The sequence below is a fragment of the Streptomyces sp. NPDC030862 genome (assembly GCF_055571835.1).
Genome location: NZ_JBVIEN010000006.1, coordinates 326,439 through 349,684, shown reverse-complemented (window position 1 = coordinate 349,684; position 23,246 = coordinate 326,439). Strand labels below are relative to the sequence as shown.

Annotated in this window: 19 protein-coding genes and 1 pseudogene; 11 read left to right on the top strand and 9 right to left on the bottom strand. The window is 73.3% G+C overall.

Features of this window, described 5'->3' with window-relative positions; all coding sequences use genetic code 11:
- Positions 1-75: 75 nt before the first annotated feature.
- Entirely contained in the window at positions 76-687 is a 612-nt protein-coding gene (gene wrbA / locus ACZ42X_RS18755; RefSeq protein ID WP_468290904.1) for an NAD(P)H:quinone oxidoreductase, read from the bottom strand.
- 142 nt (positions 688-829) lie between these two features.
- Between wrbA and ACZ42X_RS18750 the strand changes: the two genes are divergently transcribed.
- Complete coding sequence (locus tag ACZ42X_RS18750; protein ID WP_468290901.1) at positions 830-1,486, top strand: TetR/AcrR family transcriptional regulator; 657 nt, start codon at positions 830-832, stop codon at positions 1,484-1,486.
- Positions 1,487-1,594: 108 nt separating this feature from the next.
- Here ACZ42X_RS18750 and ACZ42X_RS18745 read toward each other — a convergent pair whose 3' ends face one another.
- Positions 1,595-2,497 (bottom strand): LysR family transcriptional regulator, encoded by a 903-nt coding sequence (locus ACZ42X_RS18745; RefSeq protein WP_468290898.1) that lies wholly within the window; start codon positions 2,495-2,497, stop codon positions 1,595-1,597.
- A 239-nt stretch (positions 2,498-2,736) separates the two neighbouring features.
- Between ACZ42X_RS18745 and ACZ42X_RS18740 the strand changes: the two genes are divergently transcribed.
- Positions 2,737-3,279, top strand: a complete 543-nt coding sequence (locus ACZ42X_RS18740) for a peptidase inhibitor family I36 protein (RefSeq protein ID WP_468290895.1) — start codon at positions 2,737-2,739, stop codon at positions 3,277-3,279.
- 148 nt (positions 3,280-3,427) lie between these two features.
- Here ACZ42X_RS18740 and ACZ42X_RS18735 read toward each other — a convergent pair whose 3' ends face one another.
- On the bottom strand, positions 3,428-4,366 hold the full coding sequence (locus ACZ42X_RS18735) for a DMT family transporter (RefSeq protein WP_468290893.1): 939 nt from the start codon (positions 4,364-4,366) through the stop codon (positions 3,428-3,430).
- A gap of 28 nt (positions 4,367-4,394) precedes the next feature.
- Complete coding sequence (locus tag ACZ42X_RS18730; RefSeq protein ID WP_468290890.1) at positions 4,395-5,339, bottom strand: EamA family transporter; 945 nt, start codon at positions 5,337-5,339, stop codon at positions 4,395-4,397.
- Positions 5,340-5,443: 104 nt separating this feature from the next.
- Here ACZ42X_RS18730 and ACZ42X_RS18725 point away from each other — a divergent pair, with 104 nt between their 5' ends.
- Positions 5,444-5,998, top strand: a complete 555-nt coding sequence (locus tag ACZ42X_RS18725; RefSeq protein ID WP_468290887.1) for a MarR family winged helix-turn-helix transcriptional regulator — start codon at positions 5,444-5,446, stop codon at positions 5,996-5,998.
- Positions 5,999-6,074: 76 nt separating this feature from the next.
- On the opposite strand, the gene ACZ42X_RS18720 is transcribed toward ACZ42X_RS18725, so the two are convergent.
- From ACZ42X_RS18720 to ACZ42X_RS18710, 3 genes are read right to left on the bottom strand one after another with little or no spacing between them, the layout of a single operon-like run.
- Positions 6,075-6,305, bottom strand: coding sequence for a hypothetical protein (locus tag ACZ42X_RS18720; protein WP_468290884.1), 231 nt, complete (start codon positions 6,303-6,305; stop codon positions 6,075-6,077).
- 20 nt (positions 6,306-6,325) lie between these two features.
- Entirely contained in the window at positions 6,326-8,446 is a 2,121-nt protein-coding gene (gene malQ, locus ACZ42X_RS18715; RefSeq protein WP_468290881.1) for a 4-alpha-glucanotransferase, read from the bottom strand.
- The gene (locus ACZ42X_RS18710) at positions 8,447-8,707 is read right to left on the bottom strand and encodes a hypothetical protein (RefSeq protein WP_468290879.1); all 261 of its coding nucleotides are present in this window, start codon (positions 8,705-8,707) and stop codon (positions 8,447-8,449) included.
- A 267-nt stretch (positions 8,708-8,974) separates the two neighbouring features.
- Here ACZ42X_RS18710 and ACZ42X_RS18705 point away from each other — a divergent pair, with 267 nt between their 5' ends.
- The gene (locus tag ACZ42X_RS18705; protein ID WP_468290876.1) at positions 8,975-11,932 is read left to right on the top strand and encodes a beta-N-acetylglucosaminidase domain-containing protein; all 2,958 of its coding nucleotides are present in this window, start codon (positions 8,975-8,977) and stop codon (positions 11,930-11,932) included.
- 3 nt (positions 11,933-11,935) lie between these two features.
- Here the strand turns inward: ACZ42X_RS18705 and ACZ42X_RS18700 are convergent, their stop codons facing one another.
- Positions 11,936-12,502, bottom strand: coding sequence for an HNH endonuclease (locus ACZ42X_RS18700; protein ID WP_361413397.1), 567 nt, complete (start codon positions 12,500-12,502; stop codon positions 11,936-11,938).
- 245 nt (positions 12,503-12,747) lie between these two features.
- Between ACZ42X_RS18700 and ACZ42X_RS18695 the strand changes: the two genes are divergently transcribed.
- A complete protein-coding gene (locus ACZ42X_RS18695; RefSeq protein WP_468290873.1) occupies positions 12,748-13,866 on the top strand; it encodes a mechanosensitive ion channel family protein in 1,119 nt (372 codons plus the stop codon).
- 73 nt (positions 13,867-13,939) lie between these two features.
- On the opposite strand, the gene ACZ42X_RS18690 is transcribed toward ACZ42X_RS18695, so the two are convergent.
- A complete protein-coding gene (locus ACZ42X_RS18690; protein WP_468290870.1) occupies positions 13,940-15,739 on the bottom strand; it encodes a LamG domain-containing protein in 1,800 nt (599 codons plus the stop codon).
- 458 nt (positions 15,740-16,197) lie between these two features.
- On the opposite strand from ACZ42X_RS18690, the gene ACZ42X_RS18685 reads away from it, so the two are divergent.
- The 6 genes and pseudogenes from ACZ42X_RS18685 to ACZ42X_RS18660 all read left to right on the top strand — a co-directional run bounded on the left by ACZ42X_RS18685 (position 16,198) and on the right by ACZ42X_RS18660 (position 22,974).
- Positions 16,198-17,373 carry an ROK family transcriptional regulator gene (locus ACZ42X_RS18685; RefSeq protein ID WP_468291233.1) on the top strand — a complete coding sequence of 392 codons (1,176 nt, stop codon included), beginning with the start codon at positions 16,198-16,200 and terminating at the stop codon, positions 17,371-17,373.
- A gap of 44 nt (positions 17,374-17,417) precedes the next feature.
- Positions 17,418-18,755: an ABC transporter substrate-binding protein gene (locus ACZ42X_RS18680; protein WP_468290868.1), complete on the top strand. Its 1,338-nt coding sequence runs from the start codon at positions 17,418-17,420 to the stop codon at positions 18,753-18,755.
- Positions 18,752-19,704: pseudogene (locus ACZ42X_RS18675) on the top strand (carbohydrate ABC transporter permease). The gene ACZ42X_RS18680 and the pseudogene ACZ42X_RS18675 overlap by 4 nt, the downstream one beginning before the upstream one ends.
- 4 nt (positions 19,705-19,708) lie before the next feature.
- Positions 19,709-20,611 (top strand): carbohydrate ABC transporter permease, encoded by a 903-nt coding sequence (locus tag ACZ42X_RS18670; RefSeq protein ID WP_468290866.1) that lies wholly within the window; start codon positions 19,709-19,711, stop codon positions 20,609-20,611.
- A 42-nt stretch (positions 20,612-20,653) separates the two neighbouring features.
- Complete coding sequence (locus tag ACZ42X_RS18665) at positions 20,654-21,925, top strand: 6-phospho-beta-glucosidase (protein ID WP_468290863.1); 1,272 nt, start codon at positions 20,654-20,656, stop codon at positions 21,923-21,925.
- Positions 21,916-22,974 carry an N-acetylglucosamine kinase gene (locus ACZ42X_RS18660; RefSeq protein WP_468290860.1) on the top strand — a complete coding sequence of 353 codons (1,059 nt, stop codon included), beginning with the start codon at positions 21,916-21,918 and terminating at the stop codon, positions 22,972-22,974. Before ACZ42X_RS18665 ends, ACZ42X_RS18660 begins: the two co-directional genes overlap by 10 nt.
- Positions 22,975-23,246 lie beyond the last annotated feature (272 nt).

Here is a 23,246-nt window from a genome sequence, read left to right as displayed (position 1 = left end):
ACTGTCGGGCCTGCGGAAGCAACAGGTCCATCGAAAGTTCCTTCAATCGATCTTCAGCTCAACTGAAAGGTCGCCTCAGAGCGCGGTGGCGGTACCGGCGAGGCGCGCGGTGATCGTGGCGAGGCGCCGGCCCTGGTAGCGGGCGGCGGTCAGCACGTTGTCGCCGGGGGCTCCGGCGCCGGAGGCGTGCGAGGTGCCATAGGGGTTGCCGCCGGCGGCGAAGATCGCCGGGTCGGTGAAGCCGGGCGAGACGATGAGGGAACCCCAGTGGTGCATGGTGTTGTAGAGCGCGAGCAGCGTGGACTCGTTGCCGCCGTGCGCGTTCGACGCGCTGACGAAGCCGGTGGCCGGCTTGTCGGCGAACGCGCCCTGCTGCCACAGGCCGCCGGTGGAGTCGAGGAACTGCTTCAGCTGGGCCGCGACGTTGCCGTACCGGGTGGGCGTGCCGAAGGCGTACGCGTCGGCCCAGGCCAGGTCGTCGAGGGTGGCGACCTCCACGCCGCGGGTGGCCTCGACGTGCTCGCGCCAGGCGGGGTTGGAGTCGATGGCCGCATCGGGGGCGAGCTCGGGTACGCGGCGCAGCCGGACCTCGGCGCCGGCCTTCTCGGCGCCCTCGGCGACCGCCTCGGCGAGGCGGTGGACGTTGCCGGTGGAGGAGTAGTAGACGACGGCGATCTTCGGAGCCATGACGCAACCCTTCGACACGTACGGAGAAAGCGGATCGCTATCCGCTTCCTGTCATCCACGAGTTAAGCGGATAGGAATCCGCATGGCAAGAGGCCCCGTAGCGGAACCGGATAGTTTTCCGGTACTCGGCTATGCTCGGGCCATGAGCACGCCGCCGTCGTCGCGCCCACCCCGCCGCATCGACCTGCCGCTGGTGGACGGGCCCGCCGCCGCGCGTCCGGAGCGCCAGGAGCGCGCGGACGCCGCGGACAACCGCCGCCGGATCCTGGAGGCCGCCGCCGCGATCGTGGCGGAGAAGGGGCCCGGGGCCCTGACCATGAACGCGGTCGCGCACGCGACCGGCATCGGCGTGGGCACGGTCTACCGCCGGTTCGGCGATGTCGCGCAACTGCTGTTCGCGCTGCTCGACGAGCGCGAGAAGCGCTTCCAGCAGGCCTTCATGTCCGGCCCGCCGCCGCTCGGTCCGGAGGCACCGCCCCTCCAGCGCCTGCGCGCGTTCCTGCACGCGCTGGCCGACCGGGTCGCCGAGCAGCGGGACATGATGCTGGCGGCGGAGGAGGCGGGACCGCTGGCGCGCTACGACAGCGGCGCCTACGCCACGATGCACACCCACACGGCGATGCTCGTGGCCCGGATCCGGCCCGACGGGGATGCGGCGCTGCTGGCGCACATGCTGCTGGCGCCGTTCATGCCGAGCCTCATGCACCGCGTGACGCACGTCGAGGGCCGCACGCTCGACGGCATCAAGGCGGCGACGGACGAGCTCCTCCTGGGCCTGGCGAGACCCCCGGTGGCCTGACGGGCGCGGGGCCCGCACCGCCCCGGCCGACGTCACGGCGCCGCGACGCCCCGGCGCCCGCACAGGCCCAAGCAGGCCGACGCCCCGACGCCGGCCCTGCCGCAGGCCCTACCGCAGGGCCGCGACCTCGCGCAGGGCCGCGAGCACGCGGGCGACCGCCGGGGCCGACTCCGCGCCGCGCCGGGCCGCCGCGACGACGTGACGGCGGGGCTGGTCGGCCTCCAGGACCCGCATCACCACGCCCGTCGCCCGCTCCGCCGCCGCCATGCGCGGCACCAGGGCGATGCCCATACCCGCCTCCACCATCGCCAGGATCGCCGTCCAGCCGGCCGCCGAGTGGGCCTGCTCCGGGACGAACCCGGCCGCCTCGCACGCCGCCGTGGTGATCTCCGACCAGGGGCCGCTGCCCCCGAAGATCCAGCGCTCCCCCGACAGGTCGGCCAGCCGCAGCCCCGGCGCCCCCGCCAGCGGATGCTCCGCCGGCAGGGCGACGTCCAGCGGATCGGCGAGCAGCGGCACGCGCGTGAACTTGGGGTCCCGGGCCGTCGGCGCGTGCGCCGCCAGCGACAGCGCCAGGTCCACCGCCCCCGCCGACAGCAGCTCGTACGCCTCGGCCGCCTCCGCCTCCCGGACCCGCACCTCCAGGCCCGGGTGGGCGGTGCGCAGCCGCAGGACCGCGGGGACGACGAGAGCGGGCACGGCGGTGGAGAAGGCCCCGACGCGCACCTCGCCGGCCTCGCCCTGGAGGTATCCGGCGAGCTCCGCGTCCGCCCGCTCCAGCTGCGCGAACACCACCTCGGCGTGGCGCAGCACGAGGTGGGCGGCGTCGGTGAGCCGCACGCGCCGCCCGCGCGCCTCCAGCAGCCGTACGCCCAACTGCTTGGAGAGGTTGGACAGCTGCTGTGAGACGGCCGAGGGGGTCATCAGCAGCGCCTCCGCGGTCGCGGTCACGGTGCCGCGGTCCCGCAGCGTGCGCAGGATCTGGAGCTTCTTGATGTCCCACTCGGTCATGGACCGCAACCTATCCGCCGCCGCCCCGCCGCATCCGATGCGCCCCGACGCACACCGACACCCGCCGACGCGCGCACACCCGCCGACATCCGCCGACTCCCGCCGCTCCAGGCGGCTTTGGCGTCTACCGGACAGCAACGCGGGAACCGGTTGCCCGGCACTCGCGCAGGCTTGGACACTCAGAGTCATGCCCGCCGCACACGCGACGGCATTCGTCCCGAAAACAGGGGGAACACCGCATGACACTGCGCAAGCTGACCGCGGCGCTGTTCGCGGTCATGGCACTCGTCGCCGCGATGGCGTTCGGCCTGACCAACCCGGCCGCCGCCGCGTCCGTCCCCGGCCACCACGACCTCGCCGCGGAGGCGGAGGCGGCGGGCCTGGACGACGACGAGGCCGAAGACCTCCAGGAGCAGGTCGACACCCACCTCGCCCGCCACGGCGGCACGCAGGTCGCCCTCAACCGGATCGCGATCGACGGCAAGGGCGAGATCGTGCTGCCGCTGCCGGGCGCGCGACAGGGCCGCGCCGACTGCCCGGCCCAGAACTTCTGCATGTTCACCGGCACCAACTTCACCGGCGCGCAGTTCAACCTCTACCGGTGCGCCACGTACGCCCTGGACAACTGGACCGGCTACGGCTCCTGGATCAACAACCAGACGCCGGGCACCCGGGCCCGCTTCCTGGACAGCAACCGGAACACCATCTTCACCACGCCGGGCGCGTACTCCGCCTCCTCCAGCTACAACTGGAACCCGGTCTGGTACGTCGTCAACTGCTGACACCGGCACCCGATGCCCCCCTCGCCGGGGTGACGCACCTCCCCGCGTCACCCCGGCACCCTCCCTCCCCCCACCCCGAGCACGTGAGGGCCTCGCCCGCCGATTGACCACCGGCGGCCGAGGCCCTCACTTCACTTCGTCGCTACCGTCACGCCTTCGCGCGGGCCGTCCCGAGGATCACGCCGCCCAGGATCAGCGCCATGCAGACCCCCTGGAGCACGCCGAGCCGCTCGTCGATCAGCAGCCAGGACAGCAGGGCCACGCACACCGGCTGGAGGTAGTAGACGACCCCCGCCCGGGCCGCGCCGATCAGCGAAACCGCCTTGTTCCAGGCGAAGAAGGCGACCGCGGAGGAGAACACCCCGACGTACACCAGCGGTCCGACCGTGCCGGCCGACACCTCGAAGCCGCCCTGCACCGCGACGCTGATCGCGTACGCCGGCAGCAGCATCACCGCGCCCAGCACGAAGGTGGTCAGCAGGAAGACGATCCCGCCGAGCTCCGCCGGCCGCCGCCTGAGCAGGGCGCTGTACGAGGCGAAGGAGACGGCCGCCGCCACCATCCACAGGTCTCCGGCGGCGAAGTCCGGCACGAGGGACCCCTTGCCCACCAGCAGGACCACTCCGGCGCAGGCGATCAGCAGGCCGGCCAGCCGTCGTGGTCCCAGCCGGGCGCCGCCCAGCCGCTCGTACACCGCCATCAGGACGGGAGAGGCGGCCATGACCATGCCCATGGTGGAGGCGGAGGTGGTGAGCCCGGCCTGGTTGACGAGGGTGTTGTAGACGGTGACGCCGAGGAGCGAGGCGAGGGTGACGAAGCCGAGGTGGCGGCGGACGACGTGCCGTCGGCGCCAGGTCGCGCGGGCCGCGAAGGGGGCGACGGCGAGGATGGCGACGACCCAGCGCCAGAAGGCGGCCTGGACGGGCGGGACGGAGTCGTGCAGGGCCCGTGAGGTGACGAAGCTGCCGGACCAGACGACCGTGGCGACGGCTGCGAGGAGGAGGCCGAGGCCGGCGGCCTGCCCGGCTCTCCCTCCTCTCCTCGCGGTCGTCGTCTCGCCGTTACGGACGCGGTCCAGGACTGCCACGGTGATCCCTTTCTGGTGTGCGGTGGACCTACCGTCGCACTCCGGAACCGATCGCGTCCATCGAAAGTTCCTTGGCCTTCTCTTCAGTAAAACTGAACGATGCTGTCGCGGCGGGTCGCGGCCTCGTCACCCACTGCCCGGCGAGCGTCGCACCGAAGGCGATCACCATGCCGATCAGCTGCACCGGCCCCAGCGCCTGCCCCAGCGCGACCCACCCGACGACGGCGGCGGTCAGCGGCGAGAGCGGCCCGAGGAGGGTGGCGGCGGTGGCGGTCAGCCGCTCGATGCCGCGGAACCAGAGCCAGTACGCGACGGCGGTGTTGGCGAGCGCGAGGTACGCGTACCCGGCGAGCCCCCGCGCATCCAGGGCCGGCGGGGCGCCCTCCACCAGGAAGGCGACCGGCGCGATGAGCAGGCCCCCGGCGCTCAGCTGCCAGCCGGTCATGGCCAGCGGCCCGACGCCCTCGGGCCGGCCCCAGCGCTTGGTCAGCACCGTCCCCGCCGACATGGACACCGCCGAGGCCAGTCCGGCGAGGACGCCGACCAGGTCGAAGGCGGCGCCCGCCTTCAGCACGACGAGGCTCACCCCGAAGGCGGCGGCGACCGCGGCCACCACCGCCCGCACGGTGGGCCGCTCCCCCAGCAGCAGCGCGGCGAGGCCGACGACGAACAGCGGCCCCACCGAGCCGACGACCGCGGCGACGCCGCCGGGCAGCCGGTACGCGGCGAGGAAGAGCAGGGGGAAGAAGGCCCCGATGTTCAGCGCCCCGAGCGCCGCCGACTTCCCCCACCAGGCGCCGCGCGGGAGCGTCCGGGTGAGCGCGAGCAGCGCCAGCCCGGCGGGCAGGGCCCGCATGAGCCCCGTGAACAGGGGCCGGTCCGGCGGCAGGAACTCCGTGGTGACGGCGTAGGTGGAGCCCCAGGAGATCGGGGCGAGGGCGGTGAGGGCTATGACTGCGGCCTTGTGGGACATCGGGCTCCCCCTTCGAACTAGCTTGGTGATAAGTAGCTTAGCGCTAAGCAACTTACTTGCAAGCATCTTTTGCACCCGTCCGCACCGAGCAGGAGACTGCGCCCATGACTCCGACCACTCCGGCACCCGGCCCCGGCCCCGGGTCCGACCCCGGCTCCGGCCCTGAGCAGCAGGACGCCGTCGACGCGATCACCGCCCAGTGGGCGGTCGTACGGCCCGACCTCGACACCCTCCCCATGGCCGTCTTCGGGCGCGTCTACCGGCTGACCCACTCCATCGGGGCCCGCGTCGACAAGGCGTACGCGCCCTTCGGGATCTCCCGCGGGGAGTTCGACGTCCTGGCGACGCTGCGCCGCTCGGGCGAGCCGTACACGCTCTCGCCGCGCGAGCTGTCGGCGACGCTGATGCTCACGACGGGCGGCATGACGGGCCGCCTCGACAAGCTGGAGCGCGCCGGGCTGCTGACCCGCAACCCCGACCCCAACGACCGGCGGGGCCTGCGGGTGACGCTCACCGAACGGGGCCGCGAGCTCGTGGACGAGGCCGTGGCGGCCGGGCTGGCGGTCCAGCGGGAGGCCCTGGAGGCCGCCCTGGAGCCGGAGGAGGCCGAGCAGTTGGCGGCCCTGCTACGCAAGCTGCTCAAGACGACGGGCGCGTGAACGCGGGAGAACGCACGAAGGCGCCGCACGACGGTCTCACCACCGTGCAGCGCCTTCGGAAAGCCTCAGTGAGGCGTCAGACCTGCTTCTTGGACTTGTCGAGCACCATCACCAGGCCCGCGATCACCAGGAACAGCAGGATCGGGGCGCCCACGAACAGGCCGAGCGTGTCGATCAGGCTCAGGCCGGGGCCCGGGTCGTCGCCGTCGTCGCGGACGAGCGCGACCGCAGGGGACGACATGAGCAGCATCATCAGCGTCGTACCGGCCGCGACGGCGCCGGCGCGCAGGGCGTTCTTCTTGTCCACGGTGCAAACGTAGCGAACGCCTAAAGGCGCCGCGCGCCCGGGGGTCCCATAGGAGGCTCCCCACCGGTCCCGAGCACCGCCATGAGGGCGTGCAGCCGGGGTGAGGCGGCCAGCTCCTCCAGGGTGACGGGGCGGCCCTCCGCGTCCGCGACGGGCAGCCGCCAGTTCGGGTACTGGTCCCACGTCCCGGGCAGGTTCTGCGGGCGGCGGTCGCCCACGGCGTCCGGCAGCCACACCCCGGTCATGCGCGCGGGCGTGCGCCGCAGGAAGCGGTAGAAGGCACGGATCTCGGCCTCCTCGTCGCGCGAGCCCGCCCCGCCGTCCGGCCCTCGTTCCAGCAGTCCCAGCTCGCGCAGGTACGCGAGCCACTCGGCGACCTCGGTCGCGTCCTCGGCCTGCTCCTCCTCCAGCGGCCGGGCCAGCAGCCCGAGGCGGTGCCGCAGCTCGACGTGCTCGCCGGTGAGCCGCGCCGCCGTGGACGGCAGGTCGTGCGTCGTCGCCGTGGCCACGCAGTCCGCGCGCCACGCCTCGGGGGCCAGCGGTCGCCGGTCGCCCTCCCAGTCCCGCTCGAACCACAGCACCGACGTGCCGAGGACGCCGCGCCGCTGCAGGGCCTCCCGTACACCGGGCTCGACCGTGCCGAGGTCCTCGCCGATCACGACGGCGCCCGCGCGGTGGGCCTCCAGGGCGAGGACCGCGAGCATGGCCTCGGCGTCGTACCGGACGTACGTGCCCTCGGTGGGTTCGCGACCCTCGGGCACCCACCAGAGCCGGAACAGCCCCATCACGTGGTCGATGCGGAGGGCGCCCGCGTGCCGCAGCAGCCCGCGCAGCAGGTCCCGGTAGGGGGCGTAGCCGGAGGCGGCGAGCGCGTCCGGGCGCCAGGGCGGCAGGCCCCAGTCCTGGCCGCGCGCGTTGAACGCGTCCGGCGGGGCGCCCACCGACATGCCCGCCGCGAAGGCGTCCTGCTGTGCCCAGGCGTCGGCGCCGTCCGGGTGCACGCCCACCGCGAGGTCGTGGACGATCCCGACGTCCATGCCCGCCTCGCGTGCCGCCCGCGCGGCGGCCGCGAGCTGCTCGTCGGTGAGCCAGGCGAGCCGGCAGTGGAAGTCGACCCGGTCGGCGAGCTCGGCCCGTACGCGCGCGGTGGCGGCGGAGCGCGGGTCGCGCACGTCCTCGGGCCACTGGGCGCGGTCGGCGCCGTACCGCTCGGCCAGCGCGCACCACGTGGCGTGGTCCTCCAGCGCGCGCCCCTGCGCGGCCCGGAAGTCGCGCAGCGCGGCTTCGCGGCCGGGGCCGAGCGGTACGGCGTACAGCAGCTCCAGGGCGCGGCGCTTGAGCACCCACACCGCGTCCCGGTCGATCAGCTCGCCCTTGCGCAGCACCTTCTCGCGCAGCTCGGCCGCCCGCCCCAGCACCGCGTCCAGCTCGTCGCGCTGCTCGGGTGTCAGGTGGCCGCGCGCGTACGCGTACTCGGGGACGTCCTCGATCCGCAGGTGGACGGGGTCGGGGAAGCGGCGCGAGGACGGGCGGTACGGGGACGGGTCCGTGGGCGTGCCGGGCACGGCCGCGTGGAGCGGGTTGACCTGCACGAACCCGGCTCCGAGAGCCCGCCCCGCCCACGCGGCGAGCTCCCTCAGGTCCCCGAGGTCGCCCATGCCCCAGGAGCGGGTGGACAACAGCGAGTAGAGCTGGACGAGCAGGCCGTACCCGCGCGCGGCGGGTGGTTGCGGCACGCGCGCGGGGGCCACGACGAGGGTGCTGTGCGCCGTGCGCCCGTCGCCGGCCCGGGCCTCCAGGCGGTGCGCCCCGAGCGGCAGCTCCTCCCAGACCGCCGGGAGCTCCGTGCCGTCCTCACCGAGGACCCGCAGCGCGGTGCCCGGCGGGAGCGCGGCGAGCGGGCGCGGGAGCCGCGCCCCGGCGTCGCGCCACAGGACCACCGTCGGCGGGAGCAGTCGCCGGGCGGCCGCGTCCTCAGTGGCGGCGAGGGACGCGCGGATCGCCGCGGGCGTGGCGGCGTCGACGTCGAGCGCGCCGAGCACCGCCACCACCGTGGCGTCGGCGACCGGGACGGTGACGCCCGGGGAGGGCGAGTAGGCGGTGGCGACACCGTGCAGCGCGGCGAGCCGGGCGAGGGTCATTCAGGCTCCTGGGGACTCCGGTCCGCCGGCCGTGCCGTGCGCGGTCGGCTCGCTGGTGAGGGGGGTGAAGTCGGTGAGAGCCGGTTCGCTGGTGAGCGGGGCGGCGTCGGCGAGCGGCGGCTCGGAGGTGAGGGGCCCGGCGGGAGCGGGCGCGGGGCCCGGGATCCGGGCGAGGACGGCCTGCACGCGGGTCCGGGACGGTATCCGCGCGGGGACCTGTTTGGAGAGGGCGGAGAGCAGGAGCTGAGCGGACGCGGCCACGGCGGCCTCCCTGGGCGTGGGGGAACAAGGGTCACAGCAGCCCTACCCAGCGGCCGCCATCGCATCCGCAGAACGTGGCGTCCGTCACATCGAGTTCCCGCTTTCCGGGGGCGACGGCCGAACCGTTCCTGCTACCCCGGTAGGCAAATACGACACAACGGCCACGCACATTGACACCTTCGGCGAGGGGGTGGTGGGCTCGAAACCGTCCGGTTCAGCCACCGGCCAAGCTACTCGCGCACCAACGGAAAACGAGGGGAGACGCGCGTGCAGTTCGGGCAGTTCGGGCGCGGAAAGCGGACCGCGACCGCCGTCGCGGTCGCCGTGATCGGCGGTCTGCTGGGCGGCGCGCCGGGCGCGCTGGCCGCCCCCGGTAACCCCGGCTCGCCGTCCGCGACCGCCCCCGAGCGGGACGGGACCGAGCGGACGGGCGCCCAACTGCCCTCCGTATGGCCGCGACCGCAGTCCCTGCGCCCCGCCGGCACCGCGATATCCCTCGGCGACACCGTGACCGTCGTCGCCGGCGCGGAGACCGATCCGTACGCCGTCGAGGCCCTGGAGGCCGTCCTGCGCGACGCGGGCGTACGGACGGTGCGGACGGTACGTACCGCGCACACGACACCCGCCGCCGGAGCGGTTGTGTTGATGGGCGGCACCGGCGCGCAGCAGGCCCTGCGCGCCCTGCGTGCGCCCGAACGCGCGGATCTGCCGTCCGGCGGCTACCGCATCGCGACCGGCCGGTACGGCGAACGCCCCACCGTCGCCCTCGACGGCGCGGGCCGGGACGGCCTGTTCCACGCGGTGCAGACGCTGCGTCAGCTCATCGGGGCCGACGGCTCGGTACCGGGCGTGGTCGTACGCGACTGGCCCGGCACCGCCGTGCGCGGCATGGCGGAAGGTTTCTACGGCCGCCCCTGGAGCCACCGACAGCGCCTCGATCAGCTCGACTTCATGGGCCGCACGAAGCAGAACCGGTACCTCTACGCCCCGGGTGACGACCCGTACCGCCAGGCGCAGTGGCGCGACCCCTACCCGTCCGCGCAGCGCGCCGAGTTCCGGGAGCTGGCGGAACGGGCCCGGCGCAACCACGTGACGCTGGCCTGGGCGGTGGCGCCCGCGCAGTCGATGTGCCTGGCGTCCGGGGGTGACGTCGAGGCGTTGAAGCGCAAGGTGGACGGGATGTACGCGCTCGGGGTGCGGGCGTTCCAGCTGCAGTTCCAGGACGCCAGCTACGACGAGTGGCACTGCTCGAAGGACGCCGACACCTTCGGCTCCGGTCCCGAGTCGGCGGCCCGGGCGCACGCGCGCGTGGCGAGCGAGCTGTCGCGGCACCTGACCGAGCGGTACCCGGACGCCGAGCCGCTGTCGCTGATGCCGACGGAGTACTACCAGGACGGGGAGACCGCGTACCGTACGGCGCTCGCCGAGGAGCTGGACCCGCACGTACAGGTGGCCTGGACGGGTGTCGGGGTGGTGCCCCGCACCATCACCGGGCGGGAACTGGCCGGGGCCCGTGACGCGTTCAAACAGCACCCGCTCGTCACCATGGACAACTATCCGGTCAACGACTACGCGCAGGACCGTATCTTCCTCGGCCCGTACACCGGCCGTGAGCCGGCCGTGGCGGCCGGTTCGGCGGTGCTGCTGGCCAACGCCATGGAGCAGGCCACCGCCTCCCGCATCCCGCTGTTCACCGCCGCCGACTTCGCCTGGAACCCGAAGGGCTACCGCGCCCAGGAGTCCTGGCGGGCCGCGATCGACGACCTCTCGGGCGGCGACGCGCGCACCCGTGAGGCGCTCGCCGCCCTCGCCGGCAACGACGCCTCCTCCATCCTCAGCGCCGACGAGTCCGCCTACCTGCGGCCGCTCCTCGCCTCCTTCTGGCGTACGCGCGCCGGGGCGGACGCGGCGGCCCGCGACAAGGCGGCCCGGGAGCTGCGCGCCGCCTTCACGGTGATGCGCGAGGCGCCGCGGCGGCTGGCGGGCGCGGCGGAGGGCCGGCTCGACGACGAGGTCCGCCCGTGGCTGGACGAGCTGGCGCGGTACGGGCGCGCGGGCGAGGCGGCCGTCGACATGCTCCAGGCCCAGGCGCGCGGCGACGGCGCGGCGGCCTGGCGCTCCTCACTGGAGCTGGAGCCGCTCCGTACGGACCTGAAGCGGGGCTCCGTCAAGGTCGGGCACGGGGTGCTGGACCCGTTCCTGGCCCGGGCCGCCGAGGAGGCGGCGGCGTGGACCGGCGCCTCTCGGGACGCGGGCTCCGTCTCCCGCGAGGGCGGCGCGTACACCGTGTGCCTGGACCGGCCGCGCGCCCTGGAGGCGGTCACGGTGATGGCCGCTCCCGGCCCGGCGAACGGCAGCGTCGAGGCGTACGTCCCGGGCGAGGGCTGGCGGCGGCTGGGCGCGCTGTCGCCGACGGGCTTCACGCAGACGCAGGCGCGCGGCCTGCGGGCGGAGGCCGTCCGGGTCGGCGGGACGGGAGCGCTGGACATCCGGACCGTGGTCCCCTGGTTCGCGGACGAGCCGCAGGCCCGGCTGGAGCTGCGGCGTACGGAGACGGACGCGGTGATCGGCGGCCCTCAGCAGCGCGTGGACGCGGTCCTGTCCGCGCAGCGCCCCGCCGAGGTGCGCGGCGCGCTGTCCGCGACGGCGCCGAAGGGCGTCCAGGTCGCCGTCCCCAAGGAGGTCGTCCTCCCGCGCGGCACGGCGGCCACCGTCCCGGTCCAGATCACGGTGGCGAAGGGCACCCCCGCGGGCGAGTACCGGGTGCCCGTCTCCTTCGCGGGCCAGGAGCGCGTGCTGACCGTGCGTGCCTACCCGCCTACCGGCGGCCCCGACCTGGCCCGTACGGCGAAGGCGTCCTCCTCGGGCGACGAGACCCCGGACTTCCCGGCCTCGGCGGCGGTCGACGGCGATCCGAAGACCCGCTGGTCCTCGCCGGCGGAGGACGGCGCCTGGTGGCAGGCGGAGCTGCCCGGGCAGCCCGTGCGCCTGGGCCAGGTGGTGCTGCACTGGCAGGACGCGTACGCGTCGAAGTACCGCGTCCAGGTGTCGGCGGACGGCCGTACCTGGCGGACGGCGGCGACCGTCCGGGACGGGAAGGGGGGCCGCGAGGCGGTCCGGATGGACGCCCCGGGCACCCGCTTCGTCCGCGTACAGGCCGACGCGCGGGCGACCCGGTTCGGCATCTCCCTCTTCGCGGTCGAGGCCTACGCAGTCGTGCCGTAGGGCTCAGGATGCACGAAGGCCCGGATCATCAGGCACGAGTCGCGTGCCGTCGATCCGGGCCAGGGCGTCGTCCGCGCCGAACGGCTGCAGGTAGGGCAGCCAGCGCGGGTCCCTATGGCCGGTCCCGATGATGCGCCAGGCCAGGCCGGAGGGTGGGGCGGGTTGCTGATGGAGCCGCCAGCCCAGCTCGCGCAGGTGCCGGTCGGCCTTGACGTGGTTGCAGCGGCGGCAGGCCGCCACGACGTTCTCCCAGGCGTGCTTGCCGCCCCGGCTGCGGGGGATGACGTGGTCGACGCTGGTTGCGACGCCACCGCAGTACATGCAACGCCCGCCGTCGCGGGCGAAGAGGGCTTTGCGGGTCAGAGGAACGGGCCCCCGGTAGGGGACCCGGACGAACCGTTTGAGGCGGACGACGCTGGGTGCCGCCATGGCACGGGTCGCGCTGTGCATGAAGGCGCCGGACTCCTCGAGGCATATGGCCTTGTTCTCGAGGACGAGGACGAGCGCGCGGCGGAGCGGTACGACGCCGAGGGGCTCGTACGACGCGTTGAGGACCAGGACATGCGGCACGGATGCCTCCTTGTACGCCGGCGGCGCGTGGCTCGCGCCGGGACGATCTGCTCTCAGTCTCTCCTCATGCCAGGTCGAAGCGCCACCACGTACGGGTAACGGGCCCCGAGTGTTTTCGACCACACTCCTGCACACACCCTGACACAACCTGGTCATCCCCAGGTGAGACGTACCTCTCCCTCGAACATGGCAACGAACCCCCCTCTGTCCCCCGTTAGATTGTTTTGTCTACTGCTTTTCATGCCATGGCCCATGCCTGGAGGTACCCCGCCGTGTTCCGGTCCGCCGTACTGGCTGCTGACCCCACACCTCAACCGGTGTCCCTCGACGAGGCCGCGCGGCAGGCCAACGAGGCCGCCGGCTGGGTCGAGGAGAACTGGTCCACCTGGCTGAACACGGGCCTGCGCATCCTGCTGATCCTGGTGGTCGCCTTCGTCCTGCGGATGCTGGTCCGCCGCGCGCTGACGAAGCTGATCGAACGCATGAACCGCAGCGCCCAGGCTGTCGAGGGCACGGCCCTCGGCGGCCTGCTGGTGAACGCCGAGCGCCGCCGCCAGCGCTCCGAGGCCATCGGCTCCGTGCTGCGCTCGGTGTCGTCCTTCGTGATCCTCGGCACCGCGGGCCTGATGATCCTCGGCGCCTTCAGCATCGACCTGGCCCCGCTGCTGGCCTCCGCCGGTGTCGCGGGCGTCGCGATCGGCTTCGGCGCGCGGAACCTGGTCACCGACTTCCTGTCCGGCGTCTTCATGATCCTTGAGGACCAGTACGGCGTCGGCGACTCCGTCGACGCCGGGGTCGCCTCCGGCGAGGTGGTCGAGGTCGGCCTGCGCGTGACGAAGCTGCGCGGCGACAACGGTGAGATCTGGTACGTCCGCAACGGCGAGATCAAGCGCATCGGCAACCTGAGCCAGGGCTGGGCCACGGCCAACGTCGACGTCACGGTCCGCCCCTCCGAGGACCTGGACCACGTCCGCGCGGTGATCACCACCGCGGCGGAGGCCATGGCCAAGGAGGAGCCCTGGAACGAGCGCCTGTGGGGCCCGGTCGAGATCCTCGGCCTCAACGAGGTCCTGCTCGACTCCATGACGGTCCGCCTCTCCGCCAAGACGATGCCGGGCAAGTCCCTGGGCGTGGAACGCGAGCTCCGCTGGCGCATCAAGCGCGCCTTCGACGCGGAGGGCATCCGCATCGTGGGCGGCCTCCCCCAGCAGTCCGACGCCGAACCGAAGCCGGACCCGACGGCCGGGATGGCCGCCCCGTCGGCCTTCGCGTCCACCACCTCTCCGCAGTCGGCGGCGGCGACGCCGCTGGCACCGCCGGCGGGGCCGGCGCCGGTCACGCCGGGGCCGAACCTGACGAAGTAGCTCGGACGTACGAAGGGCGCCCCTCCGCCATCCCGGCGGAGGGGCGCCTTGTCTGCATACCAGGGCCACGCGGCTACTGGCCGACCACCTCGGTGCCGACCTGGTGCGACGTCATTGCACCCGTCCACATGCGCAGCGACTTCAGCGCACCGGGGAGGAAGGCTCCGGTGCCGGTGTCGCTGCCGACGGTCAGGGCACCGCTGCCCTGCTGGGGCGCGCCGAACTCGCCCACGCGGACCTGCTGCCGCGCACCGACGTAGAGGGAGATCTCCCCTGCGCGCCCGGAGTGCGGCTGGGCGTCGAAGACGCCCGTGAGGTCCACCCAGGTGTCCAACTCGGCCACTTCGTCCGCCCCCACGGTGACGGTCTCACCCGGTGCGCCGTCCGTTCCGGCGGCGGTGCGCGAGAACTGCCACAGGTAGGTGCCGGAGCCGAACTTGGTCACCCAGAGACCCCACGAGGCACCGGCGGCCGCGGCCTGCCCCGCCACCTGGGCCCGGTAGCCGTCGGGCTTGCTCTCCAGGGCGGCGCGGTCCAGGCGTACGCGGGCGGAGACCGTGAAGGAACCGGTCTCGTCCACGACGGGCCCGTTCACCGCCGCGTATCCGCTCGCGCCGTCCAGCGCGAGGCCACCGCCGCCGCCCTGGAGCCTGGCCCCCGTGGGCGACAGCCTCATGTCACGGGCCGGGTACGGGGACAGCTGCTCGATGCTTGACCCCTCCGAGACTGTCGCGTCCCAGTGACCGGCGAGCACGACGGCAGGCAGCCCCTCGTCCGCCACGGCCGCCTCAGCGCGCAGCGCCTCCCCGTCGAGGGCCCACTGGTGGGCGGTGACTTCGTCGATGCGACCCCGGAAGTACTGGCCGTACGCGCCGGCGGCACGGCCACGGCCGAACTGGAGACCAGAGGTGGCGCGCCAGGGCTCGTAGCCGGGCGCCGTCGCCGCCGCCACCGGCGCGCCTTGGGCGTGGCCGTTGACGTACAGCTGGACGGTGTCGTTGGACGGGTCCGCGTCGAACTTGGTGTCGAAGACACCGGCGACATGCGTCCACACGTTGAGCGGCGGGTTCGCCGTGTCGGCCAGCGACCGGGCGCTTGCCGTGCCGGCCGCGTCCTGGGCGGCACGCCGGAAGGCCCACTTCTTGTCCGCGGCCGAGTAGTACAGGGCGAACGCCGAGTCCTGCTTTCCGCCTGCGGAGAGAACCACCCGGTCTGCGGTGCGGTCGCCGAGATAGGCCCAGGCCGACACCGTGAAGGACCGGGCGGTGTCCACCACGGGCGCCGAGGTCGCCGCGTACTCGGCCGGCCGGCCGGCGGGCTTGCGGTCCAGCAGCAGGGAACGGTCCTGCTCGCCGCGGCGGGCGAGCGGCGACCAGGTTTCGCCATAGGTGTGGAGGACGGCGTCGTGCGGCTCGGCCACGGGCGCGGAGTCCTTGGCCACGTTGCTCGCGGGATCGGCCAGGCCGTCGTCGAAGCGCCAGTGGCCGACCCGCTGGACGGGCTTCACCTTGAAGGAGAACGTGGCCGCGGGACCATAGCGGAGGTCCCCGTCCTTCGCCTGCACGTGGAGCACGGCCATGCCCGACTGGGGAGGGACCACCTCGATGGAAGCCGCGTCCGCCGCGCTGATCTCACGCACCGGGCCGCCGAGCAGGTACACCCGATAGCCGGTGACGTCCGTGTCCGCCGGGTTGGGCGCGAGCGAGAAGCGGGCGGGCATCCCGGGTCCGCCTTCGCCCACGCATGCGTTCGGGGTGCACTCGCTATAGGGACCCAGCGACGTGATCCGCGGCGCCTGCGGCACGGGGTCGTCCACCCCGTCCGCGTACACCGGCCCCGCGCCGGCCGCGAGCAGCGATGCCAGACTCGTCACCGCGACGACGGCCGTGCGCGCCCCTCTTCCCTTCACACCTTTCCCCCCGACGTACGACATGCCCAGAGGCATGGGAACCCCCCACTCCCCGAGGTCTCCTCGGACCTCTCACGAAACACACACTTTGTTGAAGACCGTGGGGACGCTACGGAGCACCGTCACACGAGGTCAATGACGAGCGGAGGGAACTACTGCCATGCACAAGAACCTGGCCCTCTACACATCGGCCCACACCCTCAAAAAGGCCTACAACTCGGCATTCTGACGAAACGTCGACGCCGGCACACGCCTCGACTGAGAGGTATTGACACCCCTCTGACCTCACCCCTACGTTCTGCGCCACGCAGACAGGAAACTTTCCTAACAGTCATCGGCAGGTGATCCCCCTCGTGTCCGGAACCACCCCCGGAACCGCCCCCGGCGCCGGAGTCCCCGGTACCCCCCGCCTCCTGCGTGCCATGAACGACCGGGCCGCGCTCGACCTGCTGCTGGAGCACGGGCCCCTGTCGCGCACCCGGATCGGGAAGCTCACCGGGCTGTCGAAGCCCACCGCCTCGCAGTTGCTCGCGCGGCTGGAGGCGGCCGGGCTTGTGGTGGCGACCGGGACGAGTGGGGGGCGGCCCGGGCCCAACGCGCAGTTGTACGCCGTCAACGCGCGGGCCGCGTACGCCGCCGGGCTCGACGTGAGCCCCGACCGCATCCGCGCCGCCGTCGCCGACGTCACCGGGGAGGTGGTCGGCGCGTTCGAGCTCGCCACGCCCAAGCGCCCCGCCGGGGACGCGGTACGGCAGGTGACCGACGCGCTGGACGGCGCCGTGAAGGCCGCCGGGATCACGCGGAGCGAGGTGCACCGGCTGGTGATCGGCACGCCCGGCGCCTTCGACCCCGGCACGGGCCGGCTCCGGTACGCGAGCCACCTGCCCGGCTGGCACTCCCCCACGCTGCTGGACGAGCTGGCCGCCGCGCTGCCGATGCCCGTCGAGTACGAGAACGACGTCAACCTCGTCGCCCTCGCCGAACAGCGCCTCGGGGCCGCCCGCGGGCACGCCGACTTCGTCCTGCTGTGGAACGAACAGGGCCTGGGCGCCGCGCTCGTGCTGGGCGGGCGGCTGCACCGCGGATTCACCGGGGGCGCCGGCGAGGTCGGCTTCCTGCCCGTGCCCGGCGCGCCCCTGGTGCGGCAGGTCGCCCGGGCGAACGCCGGCGGCTTCCAGGAGCTGGCCGGCGCCCAGGCGCTGCCCCGGCTCGCGCGGGAGTGCGGCATCGACGACGCGCCCGGCGCGGACCGCGGCGAGTACGCGGACGGCGCCGCCCGGCTCGTCGAGCGTGCCGCCCGGGACGACGCGCCGCCGGCGTACCGCAGGTTCCTCGACGCCTACGCGACCGGGCTCGCGACCGGGCTCGCCTCGCTGGTCGCGGTCCTCGACCCCGAGCTGGTGGTGCTCTCGGGGCGGGTGATCACCGCCGGCGGGGAACCGCTGCGCGAGCGCGTCCAGGCGGAGCTCGGCGAGCTGGCCGCCTCCCGGCCGCGCCTCGTGATCGGCGGCGTACAGCGGCATCCCGTCCTGCGCGGGGCGCTGGAGAGCGCGCTGGCCACCACCCGGGGCGACGTCTTCGACACCTCCGCCCACTGAGACCGGCACCGACCAGACCCCGACCCGTCCAGGGAGACTCCGTCATGCCCGCACGACGTCGTACCGTGGCCGCCGCCCTCGCGCTCACCGCCGCCGCGGCCCTCACCGCCACCGCCTGCACCGGCGCCGCGCCCTCGGGCGCCACCGACGACCCGAAGGCCAGGACGACGCTGACCTTCTGGCACGGTTGGTCCGCGCCCGGCGAGGTGAAGGCGGTCAACGCCGCCGTCGAGCGGTTCGAGAGGGACCACCCCAACATCACGGTGAAGACCGTCCCCAACATCACGGACGACAAGATCCAGCAGGCGCTGCGTGCCGGCGGCTCCCACGCCCCGGACGTGGTGTCGTCCTTCACCACCGACAACGTGGGGAAGTTCTGCTCCTCCGGCGCCTTCGCCGATCTGAAGCCCTTCATCGACAAGGCGAAGCTCGACCTGGAGAAGACCTTCGCCAAGCCGCGCCTCGACTACACCACCTTCGAGGGCAAGCGCTGCGCGCTGCCGCTGCTCGGTGACGCGTACGGGCTGTACTACAACAAGGACGCCTTCGCTAAGGCGGGCATCACGGCGCCGCCGAAGACGTGGAGCGAGTTCGACACCGTCGCGCGGAAGCTGACGAAGCCGAAGGGGGACTCGTACGAACAGCTCGGCTTCATGCCGGTCTTCCACGGCTACGAGACGACCCCCGGGCACCTGGTCGCCCAGTGGAGCCCCACCTACTTCGACGAGGACGGCAGGTCCGCCGTCGCCGAGGACCCGGCCTTCGCCGCCATGTTCACCTGGCAGAAGAACCTGATCGAGAAGCTCGGCGGCTTCGCGAAGCTGGAGAAGTACCGCACCACCTTCGGTGACGAGTGGGGCGCCAAGCACCCCTTCCACACCGGTCAGGTCGCCATGCAGCTCGACGGGGAGTGGCGGCTCGGTATGACCGCCGACGCCAAGGTGCCCTTCGAGGTGGGTGTCGCGCCGCTGCCCGTGCCGGACGACCAGGTGGCCGACTACGGGAAGGGCTACCTGTCCGGCACGATCGTCGGCATCGCGTCCACCAGCGCCAGGCAGAACGCCGCCTGGGAGCTGGTGAAGTACCTGACCACGGACACGGACGCCGTCGTCGACTTCGCCAACGAGCTGCGCAACGTGCCGTCCACGCACGACGCGCTCGCCTCTCCGAAGCTCAAGCTGGACCCGCGCTTCACGACCTTTCTGGACATCGCCCGGCACCCGAAGTCCAACACCACCCCGGCGTCCGTCAACGGCGGCGCGTACCAGGTCACGCTCCAGGAGTTCGGCTACCTCTACGAGTCCGGGCGGGAGAAGGACCTCAAGGCCGGTCTGCAACGGGTCGCGCGGCAGATCGACACGGACATCGAGAAGGCGAAGTGACCGCGCACGCCCTGCGGGTGAAGCGCACGCGCGGTGCGCTCCGCACCCTCGCCTTCCTCTCCCCCTGGCTGGTCGGCTTCGGCCTGTTCTTCGCGTACCCGCTCGTCTCCACCGTGTACTTCTCCTTCATGAAGTACGACGGCTTCCAGGCGCCCGTCTTCAACGGCCTGGAGAACTGGACGTACGTCCTCTCCGGCTATCCGGCCTTCTGGCCGGCCATGCGCAACACGCTGTGGCTCGTGCTCGTCATGGTCACCTGCCGGGTGGTCTTCGGCCTCGGTGTGGGCCTGCTCATCACGAAGATCAAGACCGGGGCCGGCCTCTATAGGACGCTGTTCTACCTCCCCTACCTGGCGCCGCCGGTCGCCGCCACGCTCGGCTTCGTCTTCCTCCTCAACCCCGGCACGGGCCCGGTCAACGCGCTCCTCGCCGGCCTCGGGCTGCGGCCCCCGCCTGGTTCGGCGACCCGGCGTGGTCCAAGCCCGCGCTGACGATGCTGGCGGTGTGGGGCGTCGGCGACCTGATGGTGATCTTCATGGCGGCGCTGCTCGACGTACCGAGGGAGCAGTACGAGGCGGCCGAGCTGGACGGGGCGTCGGCCTTTCAGCGCTTCCGGTACGTGACGCTGCCGAACATCTCGCCGATCGTGCTGTTCGCCGTGGTCACCGGGGTCATCCAGACCATGCAGTACTACACGCAGCCCCTGGTGGCCGGAAAGGTCGCCTCCGGCGTCATCGGCAACAGCGGCCAGACCTTCGAGCCGGGATACCCGGAGAAGTCCACGCTGACCCTCCCCCAGCTCGTCTACAACCTGGGCTTCCAGCGCTTCGACTACGGGTCCGCGTGTGTCGTCGCCCTGGTGCTCTTCGCCCTCGCCATGGCGTTCACCGCGCTGCTGATGCGGCGCCGCGGCGGCCTCGGCCTCGGCCTCGTACAGGCGGGTGACTGACCGCATGAGCCACGCACAGACCGTACAGAGGACGCCGGCGGTACGGGCCGGGGCGTCGGCCGCCGCCGGGCGGACGGCCCGCCGCAGGGCGGTGCTGCACTGGATCGGCGTGCATGCACTGGGCGTCGCGGCCGCGCTCTTCTTCGTGCTGCCGTTCGTCTTCCTCTTCCTCACCTCGCTGATGAGCGACGAGCAGGCCCTCACCCGCGACCTCACGCCCGACACCTGGGAATGGGGCAACTACGGCAGGGTGTGGGAGACGCCCGGCTTCCTGACCTGGTGGCGCAACACCCTCCTGTACGCGGGGCTCGGTACGCTGCTGACGGTCGTCTCGTCGATCCCCGTGGCGTACGCCCTCGCGAAGTTCCGCTTCCGCGGCCGACGGCTCGCCCTGATGCTGGTGATCTCGATGATGATGCTGCCGCCGCAGGTCGTGATCATCCCGATGTACCTGTTCTGGGCGCGGCAGATGGATCTGTCGGGGTCGCTGTGGCCGCTGATCATTCCGATGGCGTTCGGGGACGCGTTCTCCATCTTCCTGCTGCGGCAGTTCCTGCTGACCATCCCGAACGAGTACCTGGACGCGGCGAGGGTCGACGGCTGCGGCGAGCTGCGCACACTCGTCCGGGTGGTGTTGCCGATGGCGAAGCCGGGTATCGCGGCGGTCGCGCTCTTCCAGTTCTTCTACGCCTGGAACGACTACTTCGGGCCGCAGATCTACGCCTCCGAGAACCCGGCCGCCTGGACGCTGAGTTACGGCCTGGAGTCGTTCAAGGGCGCGCACCACACCGACTGGAACCTGACCATGGCCGCGACGGTCCTGGTCATGGCCCCGGTCATCCTCGTCTTCTTCTTCGCGCAGAAGGCGTTCGTCGAGGGCGTCACACTGACCGGCGTCAAGGGCTGAAGGACCGAAGGGTTGAAGGACCGAAGGGCTGAGGCATTGACCATGAAGTTGACCGTCGTGGGCGGCGGGTCCACCTACACGCCCGAACTGATCGACGGCTTCGCGCGGCTGCGCGACACGCTCCCCATCGGTGAGCTGGTCCTCGTCGACCCGGCTGCCGACCGCCTGGAGCTGGTCGGCGGGCTGGCCCGGCGGATCTTCGCCAGGCAGGGGCACCCCGGTCGCATCACGACCACCTCCGACGTGGAGGCGGGCGTCGACGGGGCCGACGCCGTCCTGCTGCAACTGCGCGTCGGCGGACAGGCGGCCCGTGAGCGGGACGAGACCTGGCCGCTGGAGTGCGGTTGCGTCGGGCAGGAGACGACCGGCGCGGGCGGGCTGGCGAAGGCGCTGCGCACGGTGCCGGTGGTGCTGGACATCGCCGAGCGCGTACGCCGGACCAACCCGGACGCCTGGATCATCGACTTCACCAACCCGGTGGGGATCGTGACGAGGGCGCTGCTCCAGGCCGGCCACAAGGCCGTCGGCCTGTGCAACGTGGCCATCGGCTTCCAGCGGAAGTTCGCCCGGCTGCTGGGCGTGGAGCCGGGCGCGGTCCACCTGGACCACGTGGGGCTGAACCACCTCACCTGGGAGCGGGCGGTGCGGCTCGGCGGGCCGGACGGCGAGGACGTGCTGCCCGGGCTGCTCGCCGGGCACGGCGACGCCATCGCCGCCGATCTGCGGCTGCCGCGCGCCCTCCTCGACCGGCTCGGCGTCGTCCCCTCCTACTACCTGCGCTACTTCTACGCGCACGACGAGGTCGTACGGGAGCTGGGGACCAAGCCGTCGCGGGCCGCCGAGGTGGCGGCGATGGAGCGGGAGCTGCTGGCGATGTACGGCGACCCGGCGCTGGACGAGAAGCCGGAGCTGCTGGCGAAGCGGGGCGGGGCCTTCTACTCGGAGGCGGCGGTGGGGCTGGCGGCGGCGCTGCTGGGCTCCGGCGCCACCGGCCCGGCGGTGCAGGTCGTCAACACGTACAACAAGGGGACGCTGCCGTTCCTGCCGGACGACGCCGTGATCGAGGTGCAGGCGGCGGTGGACGGCTCGGGCGCGGTGCCGCTGGCGGTGCCGGAGCTCGATCCGCTGTACGCGGGGCTGGTCGCGGGCGTCTCGGCGTACGAGGACCTGGCGCTGGACGCCGCGCTGCGGGGCGGGCGGGACCGGGTGTTCAAGGCGTTGCTGGCGCATCCCCTGGTGGGGCAGTACGCGCTCGCCGACGGCCTGACGGACCGGCTGCTCGCGCACAACCGGGAGCACCTCGCGTGGGCGTGACCAGCGGCACGGTCGTCGCGATCGACGCGGGCAACAGCAAGACGGACGTCGCGGTGGTCGGTGCGGACGGGGCGGTGCTCGGCACGGCGCGCGGCGGCGGTTTCCAGCCGCCGGCCGTGGGCGTGGAGGCCGCGGTGGACGTGCTCGCGGACGCCGTCGGCGCGGCGGCCCGGGCCGCCGGGCTGGACGGCCCCCCGTACGCCGCCCATGTGTCCGCCTGCCTGGCCAACGCCGACCTTCCGGTGGAGGAGCGCGAGTTGGCGGAGGCGGTACGGGCCCGGGGCTGGGCCGGCTCCGTCGAGGTGCGCAACGACACGTTCGCCGTCCTGCGGGCGGGGGTGGAGGAGCCCCGGGGCGTGGCGGTGGTGTGCGGAGCGGGCATCAACTGCGTCGGCATGACCCCGGACGGGCGCACGGCCCGCTTCCCCGCGCTCGGCCGGATCTCCGGCGACTGGGGCGGCGGCAGCGGGCTCGCGGAGGAGGCGCTGTGGTGGGCCGCGCGCGCCGAGGACGGGCGCGGTGAGCCGACGGAGCTGGCGCGCACGCTGCCCGCGCACTTCGGCCTCGACTCGATGTACGTGCTCATCGAGGCGCTGCACCGGGGCCGGATCCCGGCGGAGCGGCGGCACGAGCTGACGCCGGTGCTGTTCGCGACGAGCGCGGCGGGCGACCCGGTGGCCCGTGCGCTGGTGGAGCGGCTGGCGGAGGAGGTGGTGGCGATGGCCTCCGTCGCCCTGGCCCGCCTGGACCTGCTGGACGAGGAGGTGCCGGTGGTGCTGGGCGGCGGTGTGCTGGCGGCGCGGCACCCGCGGCTCAACCCGCGGATCGCCGAACTGCTGGCGGCGAAGGCCCCGCGGGCGGTGGTGGGCGTGGTGACCGCGCCGCCGGTGCTGGGCGCCGGCCTGCTGGGGCTGGACCACGTGGGCGCGCCGGCACGGGCGCGGGCGCGGCTGCGGGCGGAGTACGTGGAGTACGGCGAGTACGGCGAGTACGGCGAGTACGGCGAGTGCGGCCAGTACGGCCAGGAGGCCGGGGCCCGCCCGAACTGAGCCTGAGCCGAGCCGGGCTGAGCCCGAGCCGAGCGTGGTGTGCGCCTCCGGGTCCTACAGCGATACGGTGCGCGCCCCTGCCCGCAAGGCGGCCACGGTCTGCTGCCCGGCGAGACGGCGGCTGCGGCGGCGTACGCCTCGCGTGCCCAGGCGCGCAGGAGGCGCGCCGCGGTGCGGGTGCGGGTGGGCGCCCGCCGATTCACTCGAACGGGAAACGGCTGTACGGGTCGGACGGGGAACCGATGGGGGTGGAGCGGCGTATTCAAGGACAG